Annotated in this window: 16 protein-coding genes, 4 tRNA genes and 1 other RNA gene; 9 read left to right on the top strand and 12 right to left on the bottom strand. The window is 70.6% G+C overall.

Annotated features, from left to right (window positions below; all coding sequences use genetic code 11):
- Window positions 1–26 precede the first annotated feature (26 nt).
- Both ACFVYF_RS04825 and ACFVYF_RS04820 read right to left on the bottom strand, forming a co-directional pair.
- Complete coding sequence (locus ACFVYF_RS04825; RefSeq protein WP_389450850.1) at window positions 27–1,076, bottom strand: hypothetical protein; 1,050 nt, start codon at window positions 1,074–1,076, stop codon at window positions 27–29.
- 848 nt (window positions 1,077–1,924) lie between these two features.
- Entirely contained in the window at window positions 1,925–2,107 is a 183-nt protein-coding gene (locus tag ACFVYF_RS04820) for a hypothetical protein (RefSeq protein ID WP_389450847.1), read from the bottom strand.
- Between the two features lie 18 nt (window positions 2,108–2,125).
- On the opposite strand from ACFVYF_RS04820, the gene ACFVYF_RS04815 reads away from it, so the two are divergent.
- Genes ACFVYF_RS04815 through trxB form a run of 3 tightly spaced genes read left to right on the top strand, consistent with a single transcriptional unit; the run spans window position 2,126 to window position 3,926 of the window.
- Window positions 2,126–2,473, top strand: coding sequence for a low molecular weight phosphatase family protein (locus ACFVYF_RS04815; RefSeq protein ID WP_389450844.1), 348 nt, complete (start codon window positions 2,126–2,128; stop codon window positions 2,471–2,473).
- 45 nt (window positions 2,474–2,518) lie between these two features.
- A complete protein-coding gene (locus ACFVYF_RS04810) occupies window positions 2,519–2,935 on the top strand; it encodes an arsenate reductase ArsC (RefSeq protein WP_389450841.1) in 417 nt (138 codons plus the stop codon).
- Between the two features lie 4 nt (window positions 2,936–2,939).
- Entirely contained in the window at window positions 2,940–3,926 is a 987-nt protein-coding gene (trxB, locus tag ACFVYF_RS04805) for a thioredoxin-disulfide reductase (RefSeq protein WP_389450838.1), read from the top strand.
- Between the two features lie 71 nt (window positions 3,927–3,997).
- On the opposite strand, the gene ACFVYF_RS04800 is transcribed toward trxB, so the two are convergent.
- Window positions 3,998–4,630 carry a hypothetical protein gene (locus ACFVYF_RS04800; protein ID WP_389450836.1) on the bottom strand — a complete coding sequence of 211 codons (633 nt, stop codon included), beginning with the start codon at window positions 4,628–4,630 and terminating at the stop codon, window positions 3,998–4,000.
- A gap of 239 nt (window positions 4,631–4,869) precedes the next feature.
- Window positions 4,870–4,957 (bottom strand) — tRNA-Ser (locus tag ACFVYF_RS04795).
- 71 nt (window positions 4,958–5,028) lie between these two features.
- Here ACFVYF_RS04795 and ffs point away from each other — a divergent pair.
- From ffs to ACFVYF_RS04765, 6 genes are all read left to right on the top strand, one after another.
- An RNA gene (gene ffs, locus ACFVYF_RS04790) (signal recognition particle sRNA small type) lies at window positions 5,029–5,125 on the top strand.
- Window positions 5,126–5,275: 150 nt separating this feature from the next.
- Window positions 5,276–7,651: a DNA polymerase III subunit gamma and tau gene (locus ACFVYF_RS04785; RefSeq protein WP_389450833.1), complete on the top strand. Its 2,376-nt coding sequence runs from the start codon at window positions 5,276–5,278 to the stop codon at window positions 7,649–7,651.
- Between the two features lie 377 nt (window positions 7,652–8,028).
- Entirely contained in the window at window positions 8,029–9,288 is a 1,260-nt protein-coding gene (purD, locus tag ACFVYF_RS04780; RefSeq protein ID WP_389450830.1) for a phosphoribosylamine--glycine ligase, read from the top strand.
- 549 nt (window positions 9,289–9,837) lie between these two features.
- Window positions 9,838–11,754, top strand: a complete 1,917-nt coding sequence (locus ACFVYF_RS04775; protein ID WP_389452053.1) for a hypothetical protein — start codon at window positions 9,838–9,840, stop codon at window positions 11,752–11,754.
- A 292-nt stretch (window positions 11,755–12,046) separates the two neighbouring features.
- On the top strand, window positions 12,047–13,600 hold the full coding sequence (locus tag ACFVYF_RS04770) for a N,N-dimethylformamidase beta subunit family domain-containing protein (protein WP_389450827.1): 1,554 nt from the start codon (window positions 12,047–12,049) through the stop codon (window positions 13,598–13,600).
- A gap of 143 nt (window positions 13,601–13,743) precedes the next feature.
- Window positions 13,744–14,643, top strand: a complete 900-nt coding sequence (locus tag ACFVYF_RS04765) for a phosphoribosylaminoimidazolesuccinocarboxamide synthase (protein WP_389450824.1) — start codon at window positions 13,744–13,746, stop codon at window positions 14,641–14,643.
- A 441-nt stretch (window positions 14,644–15,084) separates the two neighbouring features.
- Here the strand turns inward: ACFVYF_RS04765 and ACFVYF_RS04760 are convergent.
- From ACFVYF_RS04760 to ACFVYF_RS04725, 8 genes are all read right to left on the bottom strand, one after another.
- Window positions 15,085–15,157 (bottom strand) — tRNA-Gly (locus ACFVYF_RS04760).
- Window positions 15,158–15,180: 23 nt separating this feature from the next.
- Window positions 15,181–15,831 (bottom strand): response regulator, encoded by a 651-nt coding sequence (locus tag ACFVYF_RS04755; RefSeq protein ID WP_389450821.1) that lies wholly within the window; start codon window positions 15,829–15,831, stop codon window positions 15,181–15,183.
- Window positions 15,828–17,150, bottom strand: a complete 1,323-nt coding sequence (locus ACFVYF_RS04750) for a sensor histidine kinase (protein WP_389450818.1) — start codon at window positions 17,148–17,150, stop codon at window positions 15,828–15,830. The genes ACFVYF_RS04755 and ACFVYF_RS04750 overlap by 4 nt, the downstream gene beginning before the upstream one ends.
- Window positions 17,151–17,176: 26 nt before the next feature.
- Window positions 17,177–18,001, bottom strand: a complete 825-nt coding sequence (locus tag ACFVYF_RS04745; protein ID WP_389452050.1) for an ABC transporter permease — start codon at window positions 17,999–18,001, stop codon at window positions 17,177–17,179.
- Between the two features lie 92 nt (window positions 18,002–18,093).
- The gene (locus ACFVYF_RS04740) at window positions 18,094–19,179 is read right to left on the bottom strand and encodes an ABC transporter ATP-binding protein (protein WP_389450815.1); all 1,086 of its coding nucleotides are present in this window, start codon (window positions 19,177–19,179) and stop codon (window positions 18,094–18,096) included.
- 238 nt (window positions 19,180–19,417) lie between these two features.
- A tRNA-Gly gene (locus ACFVYF_RS04735) sits at window positions 19,418–19,493 on the bottom strand.
- 79 nt (window positions 19,494–19,572) lie between these two features.
- Window positions 19,573–19,644, bottom strand: a tRNA-Gly gene (locus ACFVYF_RS04730).
- 408 nt (window positions 19,645–20,052) lie between these two features.
- Complete coding sequence (locus ACFVYF_RS04725) at window positions 20,053–20,370, bottom strand: Lsr2 family protein (RefSeq protein ID WP_383288032.1); 318 nt, start codon at window positions 20,368–20,370, stop codon at window positions 20,053–20,055.
- Window positions 20,371–20,581: the final 211 nt, after the last annotated feature.

Below are 20,581 nucleotides of genomic sequence, written 5' to 3'. Positions count from 1 at the left end.
CTTGTGATGGCCAAGACAGTCCGCGACTACGGCGCCCCGCCCCCGCCGGGAAGCACAGCCAGAGTGTCGCGGACGAGAGCGACGCGGGCGGCAGCCCCGTTCTGCCCGTAAGTGAACAACAGGGCCGCGGCAAACACAGCAGCGAAGACGGCGAATCCGAACCACGCAGGCAAAAACGAGCCAATGAGGCGCACTGTGACTGCACTGACTGCTGCTGCGACGGCGAGGCTGCCAAGGACGACCAAGGCAAGACGACGGCCGTCGACGCGGTCGCGCCCGGGGTCCTCACCAAGCTGCTCCTCGGGTAGCAGGGCCAGGTAGCGACCATGAGCGCATGCCTGCACGATGTGCAGCGCGGCGGCGGCCAAGACCTTCGGTGCATCGGGCTTGTCCGTGGTGAGTTGTTCCACCAAGCCGAACAACGCATCGGCCACTCGACGCGTGTGCGGTTCCATCGCGCCTCGCAGACGGACACGCGTGGCGCGGTCGAGACCTCGGTTGGTCGCGAATCCGAGGGCAAACGACCCGGTGTCGGTATGCATCGTCGCGTTCACGTGCCGGCTGTGGGGCGCCATGCCAGCCGCACAACGGCCGGTCACAACGACCGCCTTGGCGAGTGTTGCGCCCATGCGGTGCACGTCCCTGAGCAAGCGAGTGCGTTCAGGGCCGGCTTCGGTACCGGCCAAGGCTGATGCGGCGAAGAGGAGCCCGAGGCCGACGAACACCGGGGCGTTCGCTCCGGAGTATCTGAATGCACGCCAGCGTGCCGTCCATCGACGGCGAAGCCACCACACCGCAAGGATGCCGTGGAAGCCGACAGCAACGCCAGCAACACCCACCCTGTCGGACGCAGTGGGGGATGCCGGTGACGAGTTGAGCCAGTGCGGAGCCGAAGGACTGGTGATGTACCACGCGAACAGCCCAGACGAGACCAGGAACAGGATGGCGCACACCGCTTCGCGGGCGTAGTTCCGCAGGGCTGGTGGAGGCAACTGTGCGCCAGCTATCGCCTGCCAGTCGACGGCCTCCGTCTCGAAGCCGAAACGCGTACAAGCGTGGCGCGCGGCGTAGAGCATGTGGCCAACCGAGGAGTCTCGACGGTTCAGCGCGCGGCGACGCAGTTCGACCGGGCTGGACGGTATGTGGATCACAACGCGTTGGCACAGATCCCGATGCGAGCAGTCGTAGTAGGCGCACAGGTTCCGTACGTAGACCCGATTGGCCTCGCGGACTCGCCCGTTTCGGAGCCCCAGGGACCATGCCCACGGTGTACCTGCGCGTACGGGCTCGTCTGTCGCCATGGAAGCCGTCCGGGCACGCAGATATCGCGTCGTGAGAACGGGGATCCATAAACCGACGACCCCGATCGGAAGGGAGACCAGCCCCCGTAAGAATGCGATGATCACGCTTCCCCTTAATAGTCACGTGATCGGCAAGTTAGCGAAAGTGAAACCGGGCGCCAACACCTTGCCCCCAAGGTCATGGAGCCGGTGTCCACCGGCTCCACACCGCTGCGACGAGCTGCCCGACCTTGCCTTGCCGCGTCGGCCTTCGGAGTAGACAACATCGCGCGCCTGGCCACGCGTAGCGGGCTCCAAGCAGTCACCGTCAGGTCGTGACCAGCAGAGCGCGAGGTCCATGTCGATCCAGATGGCCTTCCCCGCCTCCTGACCAACCGCTTTACCGGTGCCCCTCTGCCCCGGCCGAGGGGCACCGGCGTGTACCCCGGATTACCGTGCGTTGCGCGGCCCGTCGTGTCGGCTTGGCGAGGGCTGGGCAGTAGTTCCGCCCTTCGCCGCAGCGGTGGTGTGGTTGGGCATCAGGGTGGCGTCGGCGGGCAGGTCGGCCACGCGTCGCAGCCGCCACACGAGCACGTCGCTGATCGACCCGGTGGTGCCCAGCTCCCGCCGCCCGGCGGCCTCGGTCAGCAGCGCCGCCGGGTCGTGGCCGGCGCTCTCGGCGTCGGCCAGCGTGGCGGCCAGGGAACGTCATCGCCTCGCTCGCCGGTCAGTTCGCTGACCTGGCCACCGAGCGCCTCGACGCGCTCGCCCGTACCGAGGGCGCCCCGGGCAGCGGCCTGCCGCGCGTACTGTTCGTGTGCAGCCACAACGCCGGCCGCTCCCGGATGGCCGCTGCACTCCTCGCGCACCGCGCCGGAGGCCATGTGATCGCCTCCTCCGCCGGTACGCACCCGGCCGCCGAGGTCGAGCCGCTCGTCGCGCAGGTCCTGACCGAGGCGGGCGTGGACCTCGCAGACGCCTTCCCCAAGCCGCTGACGGACGAGGTCGTGCAGGCCGCCGACATCGTCGTCACGATGGGGTGCGGGGACGCCTGCCCGATCCTTCCGGGCCGCCGCTACCTCGACTGGCCGGTTACCGACCCCGAGGGCGCCTCGCTGGTAGTCGTCCGAGGGATCCGCGACGAGATCGACGCCCACATCACCGAACTGCTCGCCTCGCTGCCGAGTAGCTGAGGCCCATCCCGCACCGCCTGCTGACCGCTCACGAAGGAAGAACCCATGTCCTCCAGCCCGCTCGCCTCCGTGCTGTTCGTCTGCGTCCACAACGCCGGCGCGCAGATGGCCGCCGGATTCCTGACCCATCTCGCGGGCGACCGGATCGAGGTCCGCTCCGCCGGCTCTATCCCAGGCGACCAGGTCAGCCCCTCCGCCGTCGAGGCCATGAAGGAAGTCGCCATTGACATCGGCGACGCCAAGCCGAAGATCCTCACTGCCGAGGCCGTCCAGGCATCCGACTACGTCATCACCATGGGCTGCGGCGACGCCTGCCCCATGTTCCCGGGCAAGAAGTACCTCGACTGGGCCCTCGAAAATCCGGCCGGAAAGGGCATCGAAGCTGTCCGTCCCATCCGCGACGAGATCCAGAAGCGCATCGAGGCCCTCATCGCCGAGATCGACGCGAAGCAGGAGGCGTGACCCCGTGACCGAAACGGGCATACGCGAGGTCATCATCATCGGCTCCGGCCCCGCCGGATACACCGCCGCCCTCTACACCGCCCGAGCCCAGCTCAAGCCGCTCATCTTCGGCGGTGCCATCTTCGTGGGCCTCTCGCTCACCACGACGACCGAGGTCGAGAACTTCCCCGGCTTCCCCGAGGGCATCGACGGCCCGGACCTGATGCTCAACATGCGGGCGCAGGCCGAGAGGTTCGGCGCCGAGATCGTCGAGGACGACATCGTCGCCGTCGACCTCACCAGTCCAGTCAAGGAAGTCACCGACACCGCTGGCACCGTGCACCGCGCGAAGACGGTGATCGTGGCGACCGGCTCCGGCTACCGCAAGCTCGGCCTGCCGAACGAGGAGGAACTGGCCGGCCGGGGCGTGTCCTGGTGCGCCACCTGCGACGGCTTCTTCTTCCGCGACCGCGACATCGTCGTGGTCGGTGGCGGCGACACCGCGATGGAGGAGGCCACCTTCCTCACCCGGTTCGCCCGCTCCGTGACCGTTGTGCACCGCCGCTCGGCGCTGCGGGCCTCCCAGGTTATGCAGAACCGCGCCTTCTCCGACGACAAGATCTCCTTCGTCTTCGACAGCGAGATCGCGGAGATCAAGGAGACCGGCGGCATGCTCGCCGGGGTCGTCCTGCGGGACGTCTTCACTGGCAAGACCCGGGACCTGGACGTGACCGGCCTGTTCATCGCCATCGGCCACGACCCGCGTACCGAGCTGTTCAAGGATCAGCTGGACCTGGACGAGGAGGGCTACCTGAAAGTCGTCTCGCCCTCCACGCGCACGAACATCCCAGGTGTCTTCGCCGCCGGCGACGTCGTCGATCACACCTACCGCCAGGCCATCACTGCCGCCGCAAGCGGCTGCCAGGTCGCGCTTGACGCGGAGCGGTATCTGGCTGCGCGCACGGACATCGACGCGGTGTCAGAGCCTGACAGTGCGCCTGCCATGGTCTGAGCCGACGGGACTGAGTTGGAGTGCCCGACTGATGCCGGGCACTCCAAGAAGGCCCGATGGCCGGGCGGCGGTTACCGGCCACCAGCAGAGTCGATGAGCTGGCCAAGGCGCTTAAGACCGTTGGGACTGATGCCTTGGGCGGCCATGGCGCCGAGAACCACGTCACGGTCGAGCAGACCAGCAGACCGGAGATCATCGAGAACTCGCGCGGCCTGCTGACGGTCGAACGGCGGCCCGTAGCCGTTGTTGCCGTAGAACTTCAAACGGCCCAGCGCCGATGTGAGCCGGGAGTCCACCTCCTCGGCTTCGTCCTCCGGGCGAGTGAGATCGATGGCCTGGACCTGCGCGGCCCATCCGCGCAGAGGGAACAGATTGGCCCCCTCAACCGCCACGAGGGACGAGCCCCGCGCCAGTCCAGTGGCGAACTCCAGCGTCTTCGCGTCCGGCACGTAGGCCAGTACTGGTCCGACGCCACTTCCGACGCGTTGTCTACCCGATCGCGGCGTTGCAACGAGATGCCGTTGAGCAAGCCGTCGCAACGCCGGGACGGTCTGCTCAGCACCGAAGGCGTTCAGTACCAGGACGGCAGTCGCATCCTGTTCGGCGGCCTCGCGTTCCACCCAGCGCACGGCGAGGTCGGCAGCCACCTGCCAGTCACGCTCGGGATCGTCATCCGGAACCCATGCCGCCCGCAGAGTGCTCATCGTCGTCCCCTGATCCGCTCGGTCATGCCGGAACGCTCCGTGATCTCAACCGTAACGACCGTCACTGACAATCGAGGTGGGCTGCCAAGGGCGGCGAAGGGCTCACTGATTAGGCACGGTGAACCAGATCACTGTTCGCCGAGGTCCAGCCGAGTCCGATCACTGCAACTGAGACCACACACGACGAAGGGCCCCACCGCGAACGGTGGGGCCCTTCGACATCGTGCCCGGTGAGGCACTGGCGGAGGATAGGGGATTCGAACCCCTGAGGAGTTGCCCCCAACACGCTTTCCAAGCGTGCGCCCTAGGCCACTAGGCGAATCCTCCGCCGCAAACAATACAAGACGCGGAGGAGTGCTCGCGAACTCGTTCCCACCGGCCAGATCCTGTAGCCTGTGCGCAGCCCCTCACGTGGCGCTATCTGACTGAACTCCCCCAGGGCCGGAAGGCAGCAAGGGTAGGTCGGCTCTGGCGGGTGCGTGGGGGGCGTCTGCGTTTCCGGGTACGGGGCGGCGCCGGGGCGGACGGGTAGCGGCTGCGGGGGGCCGCGTTCGCCGAGTTGTCGGTGGTGGGGGCCGGGCGTGCGGGAGGGGGCCGCTTCCGGAGCGGTCCTGGTTGTCAGTGGGCGCCTATAACCTCGTATGCGTGTCGTCTCTCGCGCTGTACCGCCGCTATCGCCCGGAGTCGTTCGCCGAGGTCATCGGGCAGGAGCATGTCACCGACCCGTTGCAGCAGGCGCTGCGAAACAACCGGGTCAATCACGCGTACCTGTTCAGCGGTCCGCGCGGATGCGGGAAGACGACGAGCGCGCGCATCCTGGCCCGCTGTCTGAACTGCGAGCAGGGTCCCACGCCGACGCCCTGCGGGGAGTGCCAGTCGTGCCAGGACCTGGCGCGGAACGGGCCGGGTTCCATCGACGTCATCGAGATCGACGCCGCTTCGCACGGTGGTGTGGACGACGCCCGTGACCTGCGCGAAAAGGCCTTCTTCGGACCCGCGAGCAGTCGTTACAAGATCTACATCATCGACGAGGCCCACATGGTCACGTCGGCCGGTTTCAACGCGCTGCTGAAGGTCGTCGAGGAGCCCCCGGAGCACCTCAAGTTCATCTTCGCCACGACCGAGCCCGAGAAGGTCATCGGGACGATCCGGTCGCGGACGCATCACTACCCCTTCCGGCTGGTCCCGCCCGGCACCCTGCGCGAGTACCTGGGCGAGGTCTGCGGACGTGAGGGCATCCCCATCGAGGACGGGGTGCTTCCGCTGGTGGTGCGGGCCGGTGCCGGTTCCGTGCGTGACTCCATGTCCGTCATGGACCAGCTACTCGCGGGCGCGGCCGAGGCCGGTGTGACGTATGCCATGGCGACCTCGCTGCTCGGTTACACGGACGGGTCGCTGCTCGACTCCGTGATCGAGGCGTTCGCCTCCGGGGACGGAGCGGCCGCCTTCGAGATCGTCGACCGCGTCATCGAGGGGGGCAACGACCCGCGGCGGTTCGTCGCCGACCTGCTGGAGCGGTTGCGGGACCTCGTGATTCTCGCGGCCGTGCCGGACGCCGCCGAGAAGGGGCTCATCGACGCTCCCGTCGACGTGGTGGAGCGCATGCAGGCCCAGGCCGGCGTCTTCGGCGCCGCCGAGCTGAGCCGCGCCGCCGACCTCGTCAACGAGGGACTCACGGAGATGCGCGGCGCCACCTCCCCGCGGCTCCAGCTCGAACTCATCTGCGCGCGCGTGCTGCTCCCCGCCGCGTACGGCGACGAGCGTTCCGTCATGGCCCGCCTCGACCGGATCGAGCGCGGTGTGAACTTCTCCGGGGGCGGGGGCGGTCCCGCGATGGGATACGTGCCGGGTCCTGGGCCCGGCACGCAGGGGGGCGGGGCCTCGCTCCCGGCTGGCGGGGCCGTTGGCGGGGGTGCGCCCGGTGGCGCGTCCGCGGTATCGCCCGGTGGGGGGCCCGCCGCGGCTCGGGCCGCGGTGCGGGCGGCGGGTGGTTCTGGGGGTGGGCCTGGTGACGGGCCCGAGGGTGGCGCTGCGGACGCCGGAACGTCTGTTCCCGCACCCGTACGCACATTGGCGCCGACTCCGACTCCGACTCCGACACCGGCACCGGAGCAGGGCCCGCCCGTTTCCGCACCCGTGGACGCCCCTGCCGCGGACGCTCCTTCCGCACCGGCGGCAGCCCAGCCTTCGGCCCCGCAGCCGGCTGCCGCTCCGCCCGCCGCTGCGAACTCCGCGCCCGGCGCCTGGCCGACCGCGACAGCGGTGGGCGGTGGACGGCGCCCCGGTGGCTGGCCGACGGCGGCACCCGCAGGCGGGGGACCGGCCCCGGCCGGTTCCAGTACGCCCGCGGCTCCGGCCCAGTCGGCGGCGCCCGCGTCCGCCCCGGCGCCCACGCCGGCCGCCGCTCCCGCTCCTGCGGCGGCCTACTCACCACCTCCGGCGGCCGGCGGTCCCGACCCGCGCACGGTCTGGCCGAACATCCTGGAGGCGGTGAAGAACCGGCGCCGGTTCACCTGGATCCTGCTCAGCCAGAACGCCCAGGTGACCGGGTTCGACGGCACGACGCTCCAGATCGGCTTCGTCAACGCGGGCGCGCGGGACAACTTCGCCAGCAGCGGCAGCGAGGACGTACTGCGGCAGGCGCTGGCCGAGCAGTTCAACGTGCAGTGGAAGATCGAGGCGGTCGTCGACCCGTCGGGCGGCTCGGCGGCACCGGTGGCCCCGGGCCCCGGCGGCGGTTACGGCGGTGCGCCCGCCGCTCCGCGCGCACCGCAGCAGCAGCCTTCGGCACCTCGCCCCGCCGCGGCCCAGGGCGGACCCGGGTTCACCGGCCAGGGCCCGTCCGCGCCCGCCCCGAGCAACGGCCCGTCATCCGCCCCGGAACCGCCGCCCCCGGTCGCCCCCGAGGACGACACCCCCGAGGACGACGACCCCGACCTCGACGAGTCGGCCCTCTCCGGCTACGACCTGATCGTCCGCGAGCTGGGGGCGACGGTGGTGGAGGAGTTCTCCAACGAGTAGTCCGGTGGGACGGTGGTGAGGGGTTCTCCAACGAGTAGTCCGGTGGGACGGTGGTGGAGGAGTTCTCCAACGAGTAGTCCGGGTGAGACGGTGGCGGTGGAGTTCTCCAACGAGTGGTCCGGGTGGGACGGAGGCGGTGGAGCTCTCCAACGAGTGGTCCGGTGGGACGGAGGCGGTGGAGCTCTCCACCGAGCAGTCGCGGCGGCCGGCCCGAGGTAGCGCGGTTACCGGGCCAGGGCGGCACGGGCCACGGGATCTCAGGGGGCGGAGCCTCCCTGGTCGTACCCTCACGCTCGTACGATCCCACCAAAGCCGACCGCACTCCACCTCGGAAGCCCCTACAAGGCCACGCGTCCGGGCCGGTTAGGCTGACCCCCGTGAAGGTCCTTGTCATCGGTAGCGGCGCCCGCGAACACGCCCTGTGTCACTCCCTGTCCCTCGACCCCGACGTCACCGCTCTGCACTGCGCCCCCGGGAACGCGGGCATCGCGGAGGTGGCCGAGCTGCACCCGGTCGACGCCCTCGACGGCGCCGCCGTGGCCGCGCTCGCCACGAAGCTCGGTGCCGAGCTGGTGATCGTGGGCCCGGAGGCTCCGCTCGTCGCGGGGGTCGCCGACGCCGTACGCGCTGCGGGCATCCCCTGCTTCGGCCCCTCCAAGGAGGCCGCGCAACTGGAAGGCTCCAAGGCCTTCGCCAAGGACGTGATGGCCGGAGCGGCCGTCCCTACCGCGCGCTCGTACGTCTGTACGACCGCGGACGAGGTCGACCTGGCGCTCGACGCCTTCGGTGCCCCGTACGTGGTGAAGGACGACGGTCTCGCGGCGGGCAAGGGTGTCGTCGTGACCGACGACATCGAGGCCGCGAAGGCGCACGCGAACGCCTGCGACCGCGTCGTCATCGAGGAGTTCCTCGACGGCCCCGAGGTCTCGCTCTTCGCGATCACCGACGGGGAGACCGTCGTACCGCTCCAGCCCGCCCAGGACTTCAAGCGCGCACTGGACGGCGACGAGGGTCCGAACACCGGCGGCATGGGTGCGTACTCGCCCCTGCCCTGGGCGGATCCGAAGCTGGTCGACGAGGTCATGGAGACCGTCCTCCAGCCGACCGTCGACGAACTGCGGCGCCGCGGCACACCGTTTTCCGGCCTGCTCTACGCGGGCCTGGCGATCACCAGCCGCGGGGTCCGGGTCATCGAGTTCAACGCCCGCTTCGGCGACCCCGAGACCCAGGTCGTCCTGGCCCGTCTGCAGACCCCGCTCGCGGGCCTGCTGCTCGCCGCGGCCACGGGCAATCTCGCGTTCCTCCCGCCCCTGCGCTGGAGCGACGACGCGGCCGTCACCGTGGTCGTGGCCTCGCACAACTATCCGGACACCCCACGCACCGGCGACCCGATCACCGGTCTCGACGAGGTGGCGGCCCAGGACGCTCCGTACGCGTACGTCCTGCACGCCGGTACGAAGCGTGACGGTGACGCGGTCGTGAGCGCGGGCGGCCGGGTGCTCTCCGTCACGGCGACCGGCACGGACCTCACGCAGGCCCGCGACCGTGCGTACGCGGCAGTCGCCCGGATCCGCCTCGACGGATCCCAGCACCGTTCGGACATCGCGGCCAAGGCGGCGGCGGACGCGTCTCAGTAATCGCGGCGAGGGCGAAGACGGCTGCTTCCCGAGTTCCGGGCTCCTGAGCTCCTGAGCTCCTGAGCTCCCGGGCTCCTGAGCTCCTGAGCTCCTGAGCTCCTGAGCTCCTGAGCTCCTGAGCTCCTGAGCTCCCGGGCTCCTGAGCTCCAGGCTCCTGAGCTCCCGACTCCCGCACTCCTGACGTCGTCCCTCTAACCGACAGTTACGGGCCTCTGCGCTCGCTACTTTCTGTCATCTGCGCCGGTCGGCGCCAGGCCCCGGGTTCCCCTTGGAATCCGGGGCCTGATCGTTGCCCACTGTCATCCACCTCTCCCCAAAGCCATTCCATCGAGTGACCGATGCCCCATCTGGCTGACGGGGGCCAAGGCCCCAACTAGGGTGCGGCGCAAGCGTTCCGGCACTTGGCCCACCGGCATTGCGATGTCAGTGGTCGGTGCCACAGTGGGGGGATGAGCAACGCCAGGCGAGTGCCTGGCGCAAGCTGTGACGGTGGCCGTCGCGGCGTGCGCCGAGCCGGACAGTAGGGGGTGTCATCCGGTCGTGACCGGTATGGGTGTGGAGGTGGGCGCGCAGGCCGCGCGCTCCCGGGCTCTCGCTGTGCTGCGGATCCGCAGCCGGGCGTCGGCCGTCGCCCTGCTACCCGCGGCCGTCGCCGTCGTGCTGCTCGTCGGCGGCTCCACCGGCCATATAACCGGCGGGAGTTGGGGGATCACGCGCTGGGTCGTGACGGCCGTCGCCGTCATCGTCCTGCTCGCCGCCGCGGGCATCGCGCTCATCGTCGCCCGCGCCCGGCCGGCCCTGAGCCCCACGGTCGCGATCAACGAGTCCTCGGCGCCCGACCTGTACCGCATGGTGCGCGACCTGGCCGACCGCCTCGACGTCCCGGCCCCCTCCGCGATAGCCCTCACCCCGGACTGCGACAGCTGGCTGGAGGACCGCACCCATCCGGCCCACGCCACGGCCCCGGCCGAGCGCGCCGGCGGAACACGAGGAGCGGGACACGGCGTACGCGGGCTGCGCGGCCGCCTGTCGGCCCTGGTCGGCGGCGTCGGCCGGGCGGGGAAGTACGGGCATCGGCGAAGCCTCGCCGCGCCCGTCCTCGTCATCGGCTCCCCGTTCCTGTGGTGGATGCGCGTCGGAGAACTGCGCGCGGTCCTCGCCCCGGTCGTCGCGGGTACGGGCCCGTCGGCCCACCCGGACATAGCCGCGGCCCGCCGTTTCGTACGAGGTCTGGACGCGGCCGTGGCCGTGACCTCCGCGCCGCACCGCGGCCCCCTGTCCCGTGTCGTGCTCGGAGGCGCCGGCTGGGTGGCGCGTCTGCTGCTGCGGAGCTGCCGCGGCCATGCGGGGGAGATGGAGCGGGGGGTGGCGGCGGCCGCCGCCGAGCGTGCACAGGCTGTGGACTACGGCCTGCGGATCGTCGCCCAGGAGCAGGTGGGGCTGGCCTACGCGGGCTGGGACCGGTTGCTGACCCGGGTCGCGCTGCCCGCCTGGCGCATGGGCCGCTGGCCCTCCCGGCTGGACGCTGGCGTCGTAGCCGCCCTCACCGAACTTTCCCGGCGAGACCGTCTCGCCGAGGGCTTCACCTCACGTCTCGGCGAACGCCCCGCGTGTGACCTGCTGGAAGAGCCCGGCACGATAGACGAGGCCGCCTCTCTCCTCGCCGCCCGGCTCTTCCACGGCGGTCCCGCCGAGCGCGGTCCGGACTGGGCGCCGGTGAACTGGCAGGAGTATCCGGAGGAGGTCGTCGACCGGAAATGGCGGACCGACGCGGCCCGTCTGCACCGGGTCCTCGACGCGCAGGGCGTCCGCCCCAGCGGCGGACCGGCGTCCTCCGAGTCCGGGCCTACCCTCTCCCGGGTCATGGACCACCTGACCACTGCCCCGAGCGACGAGTCGGGCGCGACCGCCCCGCCGATTACATCTCCGCCCCCGTCTCCGCCCTCGTCTCCGTCCTCGTCTCCGTACGACGAGACGGCCGAGGGCGCGGGTGGGGAGCAGGAGGTCTTCACCGGCGCGGTCGAGCCGCTGGACGGCGACGAGGACGAGGATCCGCTCGGGAACGAACGGACGGCGGCTCTTGCGGCGGCGCTGAGCGCGGAGCTGGCGCGTGAGGAGGCCGCCGTGGGGCCGGTTGCGGCCGCCGGTGTGGAGCAGTCGGGGCCCGACAGCGCGCTCTGGGACGACGGGGTGCTGCCGCTCTTCCCGCTCCAGCCGCCGCGGACGGGGCGGGAGCTGCTGGCCGATCACGTCACGGCGATGGTGTGCTGTGCCGCGATGGACACGGCGGGGGCGGTGCCGGGTCTTGACTGGCTCGACGGGCCGTCGCTTCTCGTCAAGGGCGAGCGTGCCGCCGACCTCGGACCCCGGGTCGTCACCCTCATCGAGAGCGGTGACCCGGTTCCCCTCCGCACCTGGCTCCGCGAGGCGGGCGTCCGCCCAGAGAAACCAGTCCGCCTGGTCTGACGCCCCGGTCCCTGGCGCCGCCGAGGATCACTCCCCTTCGCCTGTCGGCCCCGGCGTCACCGCGAACGCCGGGGCGCCCCGGCACCTACGGCGTGCCGTCCGGGTGGGCGACGCGCCCACCGACCGACGCCCCCACTGTCTGACACCCCCCAACCCCCGGAGCCCTCCGTTCCGTTCACGTCAATTCGCGACGAACGGTGACGGAGTGCGTGCGTTATGTGATGTGCTGGGACCGATCGCGCACAGGGCAGGGCTGACAAGGGTGACGGGGGCGCCAGGGAGGGGAGCAGGCATGGGGTCGGAGCAGATCCGCCGCTGGGAGTCGGGAGCGCTCGCGCACGCCGTGACGGACCCCTTCGGCCAGGGCCCGGTCCCCTGGCTCCGAGGCGACGAGCACTACTTCAGCGACACCGGCCAGGTCGTCCCCTGGTACATCGACCAAGCCGACCAGGCGGACGCGCACGGTCCCCGGTTCACGGGAGCCGGCAGCGGCGCCGCGCTCGAGGACGCGCCCCGCCCCGGCAAAGGCACCCGCGCGGTCCCCCACCCCCGCGCCGGAGGCCCCCGCGCGGCCGACGACGTCCGCCGTCAGATCAAGGGCTTCACCTCCACCGGCGCCGTAAGCCCCGGCGAGGCCATCGACTTCCACATCACGGTCGACCCGCCCCAGGAATTCAGCGTCGACATCTACCGCATCGGCCACTACGGAGGCGACGGCGCGGCAAAGATCACCACCAGTCCCCGGCTCTCCGGCATCGTCCAGCCGCCCCCGCTCACCGCGGACCGCACGGTTTCCTGCCACCACTGGTGGCTCTCCTGGCGGCTGCAGATCCCGAGTTACTGGAACATCGGCGCGTACGTCGCCGTACTCACCACCGCCGATGGCTACCGCTCCCACGTCCCCTTCACGGTCCGCGACGACCACCCGGCCGACCTGCTGCTCCTGCTCCCCGACATCACCTGGCAGGCGTACAACCTCTACCCGGAGGACGGCCGCACGGGCGCCAGCCTGTACCACGCGTGGGACGAGGACGGCCGTCTCCTCGGCGAGGCCGACGCCGCGACGACGGTCTCCTTCGACCGCCCGTACGCCGGCGCCGGCCTCCCCCTGCACGTCGGCCACGCCTACGACTTCATCCGCTGGGCCGAGCGCTACGGCTACGACCTCGCGTACGCCGACGCCAGTGATCTGCACGCCGGCCGCGTGGACCCCACCCGCTACCGGGGCCTGGTCTTCCCAGGCCACGACGAGTACTGGTCGGCGGCCATGCGCCGCACCGCCGAGCACGCCCGCGACCACGGCACCTCGCTGGTCTTCCTCTCCGCCAACACCATGTACTGGCAAGTGGAGTTGGGCCCGTCCCCGTCCGGCGTCCCCGACCGCCTGCTGACCTGCCGCAAGCGCAGGGGCCCGGGAAAGCCGGCCCTGTGGCGGGAAATCGACCGCCCGGAACAACAGCTCATCGGCATCCAGTACGCAGGACGGGTCCCCGAACCCCAGCCGCTGGTCGTCCGGAACTCCGAACACTGGCTGTGGGAGGCGACCGGCGCCCACGAGGGCGACGAACTCGAGGGCCTGGTCGCGGGCGAGGCCGACCGCTACTTCCCGCGCACACCCCTCCCCGAGCACCAGGGCCGTATCCTCCTGGCGCACTCCCCGTACCCGGACAGCGAGGGCGTCCCCCGTCACCAGGAGACTTCTCTCTATCGCGCCCCCTCCGGCGCCCTGATCTTCGCCTCGGGAACGTTCGCCTGGTCTCCCGCCCTGGACCGCCCCGGACACGTCGACACGCGCGTCCAGCGGGCCACGGCCAACCTCCTCGACCGCATCTGCAAACGCGACTGAGCAAGCCGCACGCCGAACCGACAGCGCCCCCACCCCGTGCCCCAGGCACCCTCGCCACCCACCCGCTCCACACACCCCCTGGCCAAAGCCGGTCCTTCTGTACGGGAGAATCGAGCCATAGGACAGAACTACGGGGAGGAACCGTGTCCGGATTCGTTGAAAAGCCCGAGCCCCTCCAGGTCCCGGGTCTGGTGCATCTGCACACCGGCAAGGTGCGCGACCTGTACCAGAACGAGGCGGGCGACCTCGTGATGATCGCCAGCGACCGCATGTCCGCCTACGACTGGGTACTCCCGACCGAGATCCCCGACAAGGGCCGGGTGCTCACCCAGCTGTCGCTCTGGTGGTTCGACCAGCTCGCCGACCTGGCCCCCAACCACGTCCTGAGCACCGAACTCCCGCCGGGCGCCCCCGAGGACTGGGCCGGCCGCACCCTGATCTGCAAGTCCCTGCAGATGGTCCCGGTCGAGTGCGTCGCCCGCGGCTATCTCACCGGCTCCGGCCTCGTCGAGTACAAAGAGTCCCGTACGGTCTGCGGACTCGCCCTCCCCGAGGGCCTGGTCGACGGCTCGGAACTCCCCGCCCCGATCTTCACCCCCGCCACCAAGGCCGCGGTCGGCGAGCACGACGAGAACGTCTCGTACGAGGAAGTCGCCCGCCAGGTCGGCGCCGACACCGCGGCCCAGCTCCGCCAGTCGACCCTCGCCGTCTACAGCCGCGCCCGCGACATCGCCCGCGACCGCGGCATCATCCTCGCGGACACCAAGTTCGAGTTCGGCTTCGAGGGGGAGACGCTCGTCCTCGCCGACGAGGTACTGACCCCCGACTCCTCCCGCTTCTGGCCGGCCGAGCAGTGGGAGCCCGGCCGCTCCCAGCCGTCGTACGACAAACAGTTCGTCCGGGACTGGCTCACCTCCGCCGAGTCCGGCTGGGACCGCAGAAGCGAGCAGCCCCCGCCGGCCCTGCCCCCGCAGGTCGTGGAGGCGACCCGCGCCAAGTACATCGAGGCCTACGAGCACCTGACCGGCACGAGCTGGTCGTAACCGCACACCAAAGCCGACCGCACACCAAAGCCGACCGCGCATCTCCGTCCGACGACGCGTCTCCGTCCGACGGCACGCCTCCGTCCGACGGCGGGTGTCGGTCGGCGAAGGGTTCGGTTGGCCGAGGGCGCGCGGTCGGCCTAGGGCGCGCGGTCGCTCGAAGGGCGTGGGTCGGCCGCCCGGTTGGGGTCGGCCACACGATTGGGGTCGGTCGCACCGTTGGGCTCGGCCGCACGGTTGGGCTCGGCCGCACCGTTGGGCTCGGCCGCACCGTTGGGCTCGGCCGCAGGCATCGGGTCGGCCGGCCCGTGGCCTGCCGTCGACCCAGCCGGAACACACCGAGGCCCCCAACCGCCGCTCGCGAACACACCGCCCCGCTCCCGACCCGCTCCCGGACATACGAAGAGGCCCCCGGTTCATGACCGGGGGCCTCTTCTTCTGAGCGGACGACGAGGTTCGAACTCGCGACCTCAACCTTGGCAAGGTTGCGCTCTACCAGCTGAGCTACGTCCGCACTGCGCCGTGGCGCGACAGCCACTATACCCAACCTCGCTGACGCGCGAGCCGCACCGCCGTGTGCCGGTTCTCCGCTCCGAGCTTGGACGCGGCGGACGACAGATAGTTCCGCACCGTCCCCTGTGAAAGCGCTGCCCGCTCGGCGATCTCCGAGACAGGCGCCCCGTCGGCCGCGAGCTCCAGCACCTCCGCCTCCCGCGCGGTCAACGGCGAGTCCCCGGCCGAGATCGCGTCGGCGGCCAACTCCGGGTCCACATAGCGGTTTCCCGCATGGACCGTCCGAATGATCTCCGCGAGCCGCTGGGCGCTGACGGTCTTCGGCACGAACCCGCGCACACCTGCCTCAAGCGCCCGCTTCAGATGCCCGGGCCGCCCATGACTGGTCACGATCAGCACCTGGCAGGCAGGCAGTTCCGTCCGCAGGGTTGTGGCGACCCTCACACCGTCTGCTCCCGGCATCTGAAGATCCAGCACGGCCACGTCGGGCGCATGGGCCCGCGCCATCGCGAGCGCCTCCGGTCCGGTCGCCGCCTCGGCGATCACCGTCAGGTCGTCCTCCAGGGCGAGCAGTGCCGCGAGTGCGCCCCGGATGAGGTGTTCGTCATCGGCGAGCAGAAGCCGCACGCGAGCAGCGGGGGAGCCGGACGACAGGGGCGGCGGCACGGACGTCATGAGGTGACCTCGTTCATCGGATGCGGGACGGGGGAGGGGGCAGCCGGGGCGGGACTGGCGTCCTCGGCGAGCGCGGAACGCGTCACGGGCAGCGGCACGTCCGCGGTCAGCCGGTACCTGCCGTCGCCTCCGACGGGTCCTGCCCGCAACACCCCGTCGACCTCCCCGAGCCGCTCCCGCAGCCCGACCAGCCCGGAACCCCGGCCCGGGCCGGCGCCCTTCTCCAGCTCCGGGCACGGCTCCGCGGCCGGTACCCCGTCGTTCTCGACGGTGAGCACCACGCGGCCGTCCGCCACACGCAGGGACACCGCGCAGTGCCGTGCGTCGCCATGGCGGAGCACATTCGTGGTCGCCTCCCTGACGACCCAGCCGAGCGCCGACTGGACCTGCACGGGCAGCCCCGCCGCCGAACCGCTGACCTCGCACTCGATCCCGGCCGCCGTCAACACACCTTGCGCGCCGGCGAGTTCGGTGCCCAGATCAGCCTCACGGTAACCACGCACCACCTCACGGACCTCCCGCTGCGAATCGCGCGCTATGCGCTGCACCTCGATCATCTGGTCCATGGCCTCGGGCCGCTCTCGGTGGGCCAGCTGCACCGCGAGCTCGCTCTTCAGGGCGATCACCGCCAGATTGCGGCCCATCACGTCGTGCAGATCGCGTCCGAAGCGCAGCCGCTCCTCGGCGACGGCGAGCCGGGCGCGCGTCTCACGGGCCTCGTCCAGTTCGTAGACGGCGTTGAGCAGCCAGACCGAGAACGCGGCGGTGAATGCGAGGAAGCCTGCGGTGAGCAGCACGACCATGCCGGTGATCAGCGCCGCAGGGCCGGGCAGGCCCAGCGGGAGGGAGACGATCGCTGCGCTCACGGCGGCGCTGAACACCGCTTGGAGCAGGCGGCGGGTGTTGCGCGTGCCGAGGGCGAGCGTGCCGGTCCCGAACGTTATGACGCCCACATACAGAGTCGTTGCCGCCGCGACGGTCTTCTCGTCGGCCGGCCGCCAGTCCGTGCCCGACAGGATCATCGCCACCGACGCGACCACTGCCGTGGCCACCGCGAGTGCCAGGAGCATCCGCCCCGGCTGCTCGCGCGTGCCGCGCGTCCAGTCCAGCGTTCTCGAAGCGGTCACCGCGCAGAGCACGGCGTGGCCGCACACCATGACGAACAGCCACCACGCCAGGGGCTTCGCCATGCTCCCGAAGGTGGTGAGTCCGACCGTGCCCACTTCGATCACCGCGAAGAAGTGGAACGACCAGCGGGTGTACGTCTCGACCTTCGCCGGGGTGCTCTTGCCCCGCCACCAGGCCATGGGTTTGCGCATGCCTCATCCCCCGCCCACGTCACAGGTCACCGCCGGGGTTCCCAGCGGAACCACCGTCGTACAGCAAACACCGCGAGCACGGTCCAGGCCACCGCCGTCACCAGGGCGCCCAGGGTCTCGTACGCGGAGAGGTCTCCGGTCCAGCCGCCGCGTATCAGCGTGATCACCGGGGTGAGCGGCAGCAGTTCGCAGAACCTGGCCAGGCGGTCGGGCAGGACTTCCAGGGGGATGAAGGTGCCCGAGCCGAACATGGACACGAGCATCAGTGGCATGGCCGCGACCTGGGCGCCCTCCACGCTCTTGCTGAAGTTCGCGGTGACCGCCGCCAGGGCCGGGCACATCACGAGGCCCAACAGCAGTCCGAGGAGGGCGAGATGGGGTGCCTCGGGGGCTCCGGCGTCGACCGCCACGCCAAAGGCGGCGGTGAGGACCAGGCACTGCACCACTCCTATCGCCACCGACGGCAGGGCGGCGCCCGCGAGGATCTCCATGTCGCGGAGCTCGCCGGTCCGCAGTCGCTTGAGCACGAGCTCCTCGCGACGGGCCGCGTACACGCTCACGAGTGCGCTGTAGACGGCGAAGAGGAGCGAGAAGCCGATGGAGGAGGGCAGCAGGATCGAGCCGACCGAGAGGCCGGTGCCCGCCAGATCCATCTGGTCGACCCCCGAGCGGACGCTGAACGGCAGGATCAGCGGCACCAGCACCGCCGCGAAGAGCGTCGCCTTCGCGCGGCCCAGCAGGGTCAGCTCGGCGCGTGCCAGCGCACGCATCCGCCCCAGGGCCGTGGTCGTGCCGACACCTGCAGTCTCCACGCCGGCCCTCTGCACCCCCGCTGTCTTCCCGCCCGCCATCTCCATGTCCGTCGCCTCCATGTCTGCCGTGCCGATGCCTGGCGTCTTCTCGTCCGTCGTGACCTTCGCCCCGCCCATGCCCTTCACGCTGCTCACGCGGGTGTCTCCTTCCGCGGGCCCGCCTGCTGGGAGGTGAGGGTCCGGGCGCCCGCTGTCCCCGACGGGTCCTGCGGCGCGACCTGCTGCGTGACCTCTTGCGCAGGCGTCTCCGCGGCGTCCTGGGCTGCCTCCCGCGCTATTCGCAGGAATGCCTCCTCCAGAGAGGCCGAGCGCACATCGAGCCCCCGCAGCTCGACCTGCGCCCGCTCGGCCCACAACAGAAGCGCGGTGGCGGTGCGTTGGACTTCGTACGTGCGCAGACGGACCGTGCGGCCCGTCGTCTCGTGGTCGCTGATGCCGAGCTCGGCGAGCGGGGGCAGGTCCCCCACGAAATAACCCTCGGGCAGGGCGAAGGAGATCCGGGAGGGCTGGGAGGCGGTCACCTCGGCAGGGGTGCCGGAGGCGGCTATACGCCCTTCGTGGAGTATCGCGAGACGGTCGGCCAGCTCTTCCGCCTCCTCCAGATAGTGGGTGGTCAGCAGCACCGTCGTACCGCCGGCGCGCAGCTCGCGCACCAACTCCCATGTGTCCCGGCGGCCTTCGGCGTCCAGGCCGGTCGTCGGCTCGTCGAGGAAGAGGATCTCGGGGCGGCCCAGGAGCGCGAGGGCCAGATCGAGGCGCCGCTTCTCGCCGCCGGACAGCTGCTTCACCCGGACCCGGGAGCGGCGCGCGAGCCCGACCGTCTCCAGTGCCTCTGCCGTGGGCCGCGCCCCACTCGTACAGCCCGCCCACATCCGGACGGTCTCCTCGACCGTCAGCTCGGAGGGGAAGCCGCCCTCCTGCAGCATCACGCCGATCCTCGGGCGGACGGCCGCCCGCTCCTCGTACGGATCGTGTCCGAGGACGCGCACCCGACCGGCGGCCGGGGGCGCGAGGCCTTCCAGCAGTTCGAGGGTGGAGGTCTTGCCCGCGCCATTGGTGCCCAGCAGTGCGTACAGCTCGCCGCGGCCGACGCTGAAGGTGATTCCGCGCACGGCCTCGAAAGCCTCCCCGGTCCGGTCGGACGCGCGGGGACTCCCCCCGTACACGCGCCGCAGATCAGTGACCTCAATCACGTCATCGTGCTCATTCGTGTTCATGAGATCAGCGTCCCCGCGGACGGGACGCGGCAGCAGTGCGCGGTGTCATCACTCCCTATGACAAATGTCAGAAGTAGGGAGGGAGAGAGAGGGGGAGGAGGAGAGGAGGAGGGCAGGTACCGACGGCCGAGGTCGATACCGTGCCGGGCACAACGCCCCACGCACAGCGCAGAGCACACGACGCACAGCGCATAGCGCATAGCAAAAAGCCCCGGTCATCGACCGGGGCCTTCAAAAATGGAGCGGACGACGAGGTTCGAACTCGCGACCTCAACCTTGGCAAGGTTGCGCTCTACCAGCTGAGCTACGTCCGCATTGCCTCCGACCGGCTCTCACCGATCGGCGCGAGCACCACCCTACCTGATCCACAAGAGTGGTCGATAAGGGATGCAGAGCGGGTGACAGGAATTGCACACTGCGCCTTCCCCCTGGAAGGGGGATGTTCTACTACTGAACTACACCCGCGTGACTCCTTGGGGTTCGGCCTTTCGGCCTTGCCCTTCGGCGTGCTCCAGACTCTAGCTGACCAGCAGGGGGGCAGCGCAAGTCGGCTGCTCTCAGGGCCGGATGGCAGGTCCGCGCGTCGCCGCGCGGACGGGTGCGGCCCGCACCTGTGTGCGGAGGGTGAACGCCGGCGGATCGCGCGTGTGCCCCTGCGAGGCCCTCGCGCCGCGGCTCTGGTCCTGCGGAAGCCCCCGCGAAGCGACGGCGTCCCGGCACCCACCCACTGGTGCCTCGCCCCACCTCGCCCCGCCAACCCGCGCCACCAAAAGAAGCAGGGCCCCAGCCAACGAAAGAATCCGGGCCCCCAAAGGAAGCCCGGGTCCCACGCATGGTCGGGCTTCCCCGCGGAGGCCGCCCGGACGCGTCCGCTCAGTGCGCCTCGGCGAACGCCTCGTACACCTTCTTCGGGATCCGCCCCCGAGGCGGAACCTCCAGCTTGTTGGAGCGGGCCCAGGCGCGGACGGCGGCCGGGTCGGGCGTCAGCGCCGTGTGCGTGTACGTCTTCCCGGACTTCGCCCGCTTGCGGCCGGCGTCGACGTACGGAGCGAGCGCCTTACGCAGTTTCTTGGCATTGGTGGGATTGAGGTCGATCTCGTACGACTTGCCGTCCAGTCCGAAGGCGATCGTTTCCGCCGCTTCTGAGCCGTCGATGTCGTCAAAGAGAGTGACCACGACACGCTGCGCCACGAATATCGGTCCCTTCGTGCGGCACCTCTCGATCACGCGCCATGACGTGCGGAGACGTCAGGGAGTTGACGGAGAGATGTCGACTGTCCGGCTGTTATCGAGCAAAGTATCGGCTATTGCCAATTCCTTTGTACAGTGCCCGGCATTACATTGTGAAGCCCGGCTAAATCCCTCCGCGTGTCCGGGCGGCAATGGCCCCGGCCGCTCTTCT

Origin of the sequence: Streptomyces sp. NPDC058274 (genome assembly GCF_042881375.1) — a bacterium.
GTDB lineage: Bacteria > Actinomycetota > Actinomycetes > Streptomycetales > Streptomycetaceae > Streptomyces.
Note: the sequence above shows the minus strand (reverse complement) of the source record. Positions and strands in the feature narration are given on the sequence as shown.

What these genes read in the sequence shown, in the direction of transcription:
- ACFVYF_RS04825 (WP_389450850.1), bottom strand. Translation starts at nt 1,076, where the DNA reads ATGCTCTACGCCGCGCGCCACGCTTGTACGCGTTTCGGCTTCGAGACG.
- ACFVYF_RS04815 (WP_389450844.1), top strand. Translation starts at nt 2,126, where the DNA reads ATGGCCGCTGCACTCCTCGCGCACCGCGCCGGAGGCCATGTGATCGCC.
- ACFVYF_RS04810 (WP_389450841.1), top strand. Translation starts at nt 2,519, where the DNA reads ATGTCCTCCAGCCCGCTCGCCTCCGTGCTGTTCGTCTGCGTCCACAAC.
- ACFVYF_RS04800 (WP_389450836.1), bottom strand. Translation starts at nt 4,630, where the DNA reads ATGAGCACTCTGCGGGCGGCATGGGTTCCGGATGACGATCCCGAGCGT.
- ACFVYF_RS04775 (WP_389452053.1), top strand. Translation starts at nt 9,838, where the DNA reads ATGGGTGTGGAGGTGGGCGCGCAGGCCGCGCGCTCCCGGGCTCTCGCT.
- ACFVYF_RS04770 (WP_389450827.1), top strand. Translation starts at nt 12,047, where the DNA reads ATGGGGTCGGAGCAGATCCGCCGCTGGGAGTCGGGAGCGCTCGCGCAC.
- ACFVYF_RS04755 (WP_389450821.1), bottom strand. Translation starts at nt 15,831, where the DNA reads ATGACGTCCGTGCCGCCGCCCCTGTCGTCCGGCTCCCCCGCTGCTCGC.
- ACFVYF_RS04750 (WP_389450818.1), bottom strand. Translation starts at nt 17,150, where the DNA reads ATGCGCAAACCCATGGCCTGGTGGCGGGGCAAGAGCACCCCGGCGAAG.
- ACFVYF_RS04745 (WP_389452050.1), bottom strand. Translation starts at nt 18,001, where the DNA reads ATGGCGGGCGGGAAGACAGCGGGGGTGCAGAGGGCCGGCGTGGAGACT.
- ACFVYF_RS04740 (WP_389450815.1), bottom strand. Translation starts at nt 19,179, where the DNA reads ATGAACACGAATGAGCACGATGACGTGATTGAGGTCACTGATCTGCGG.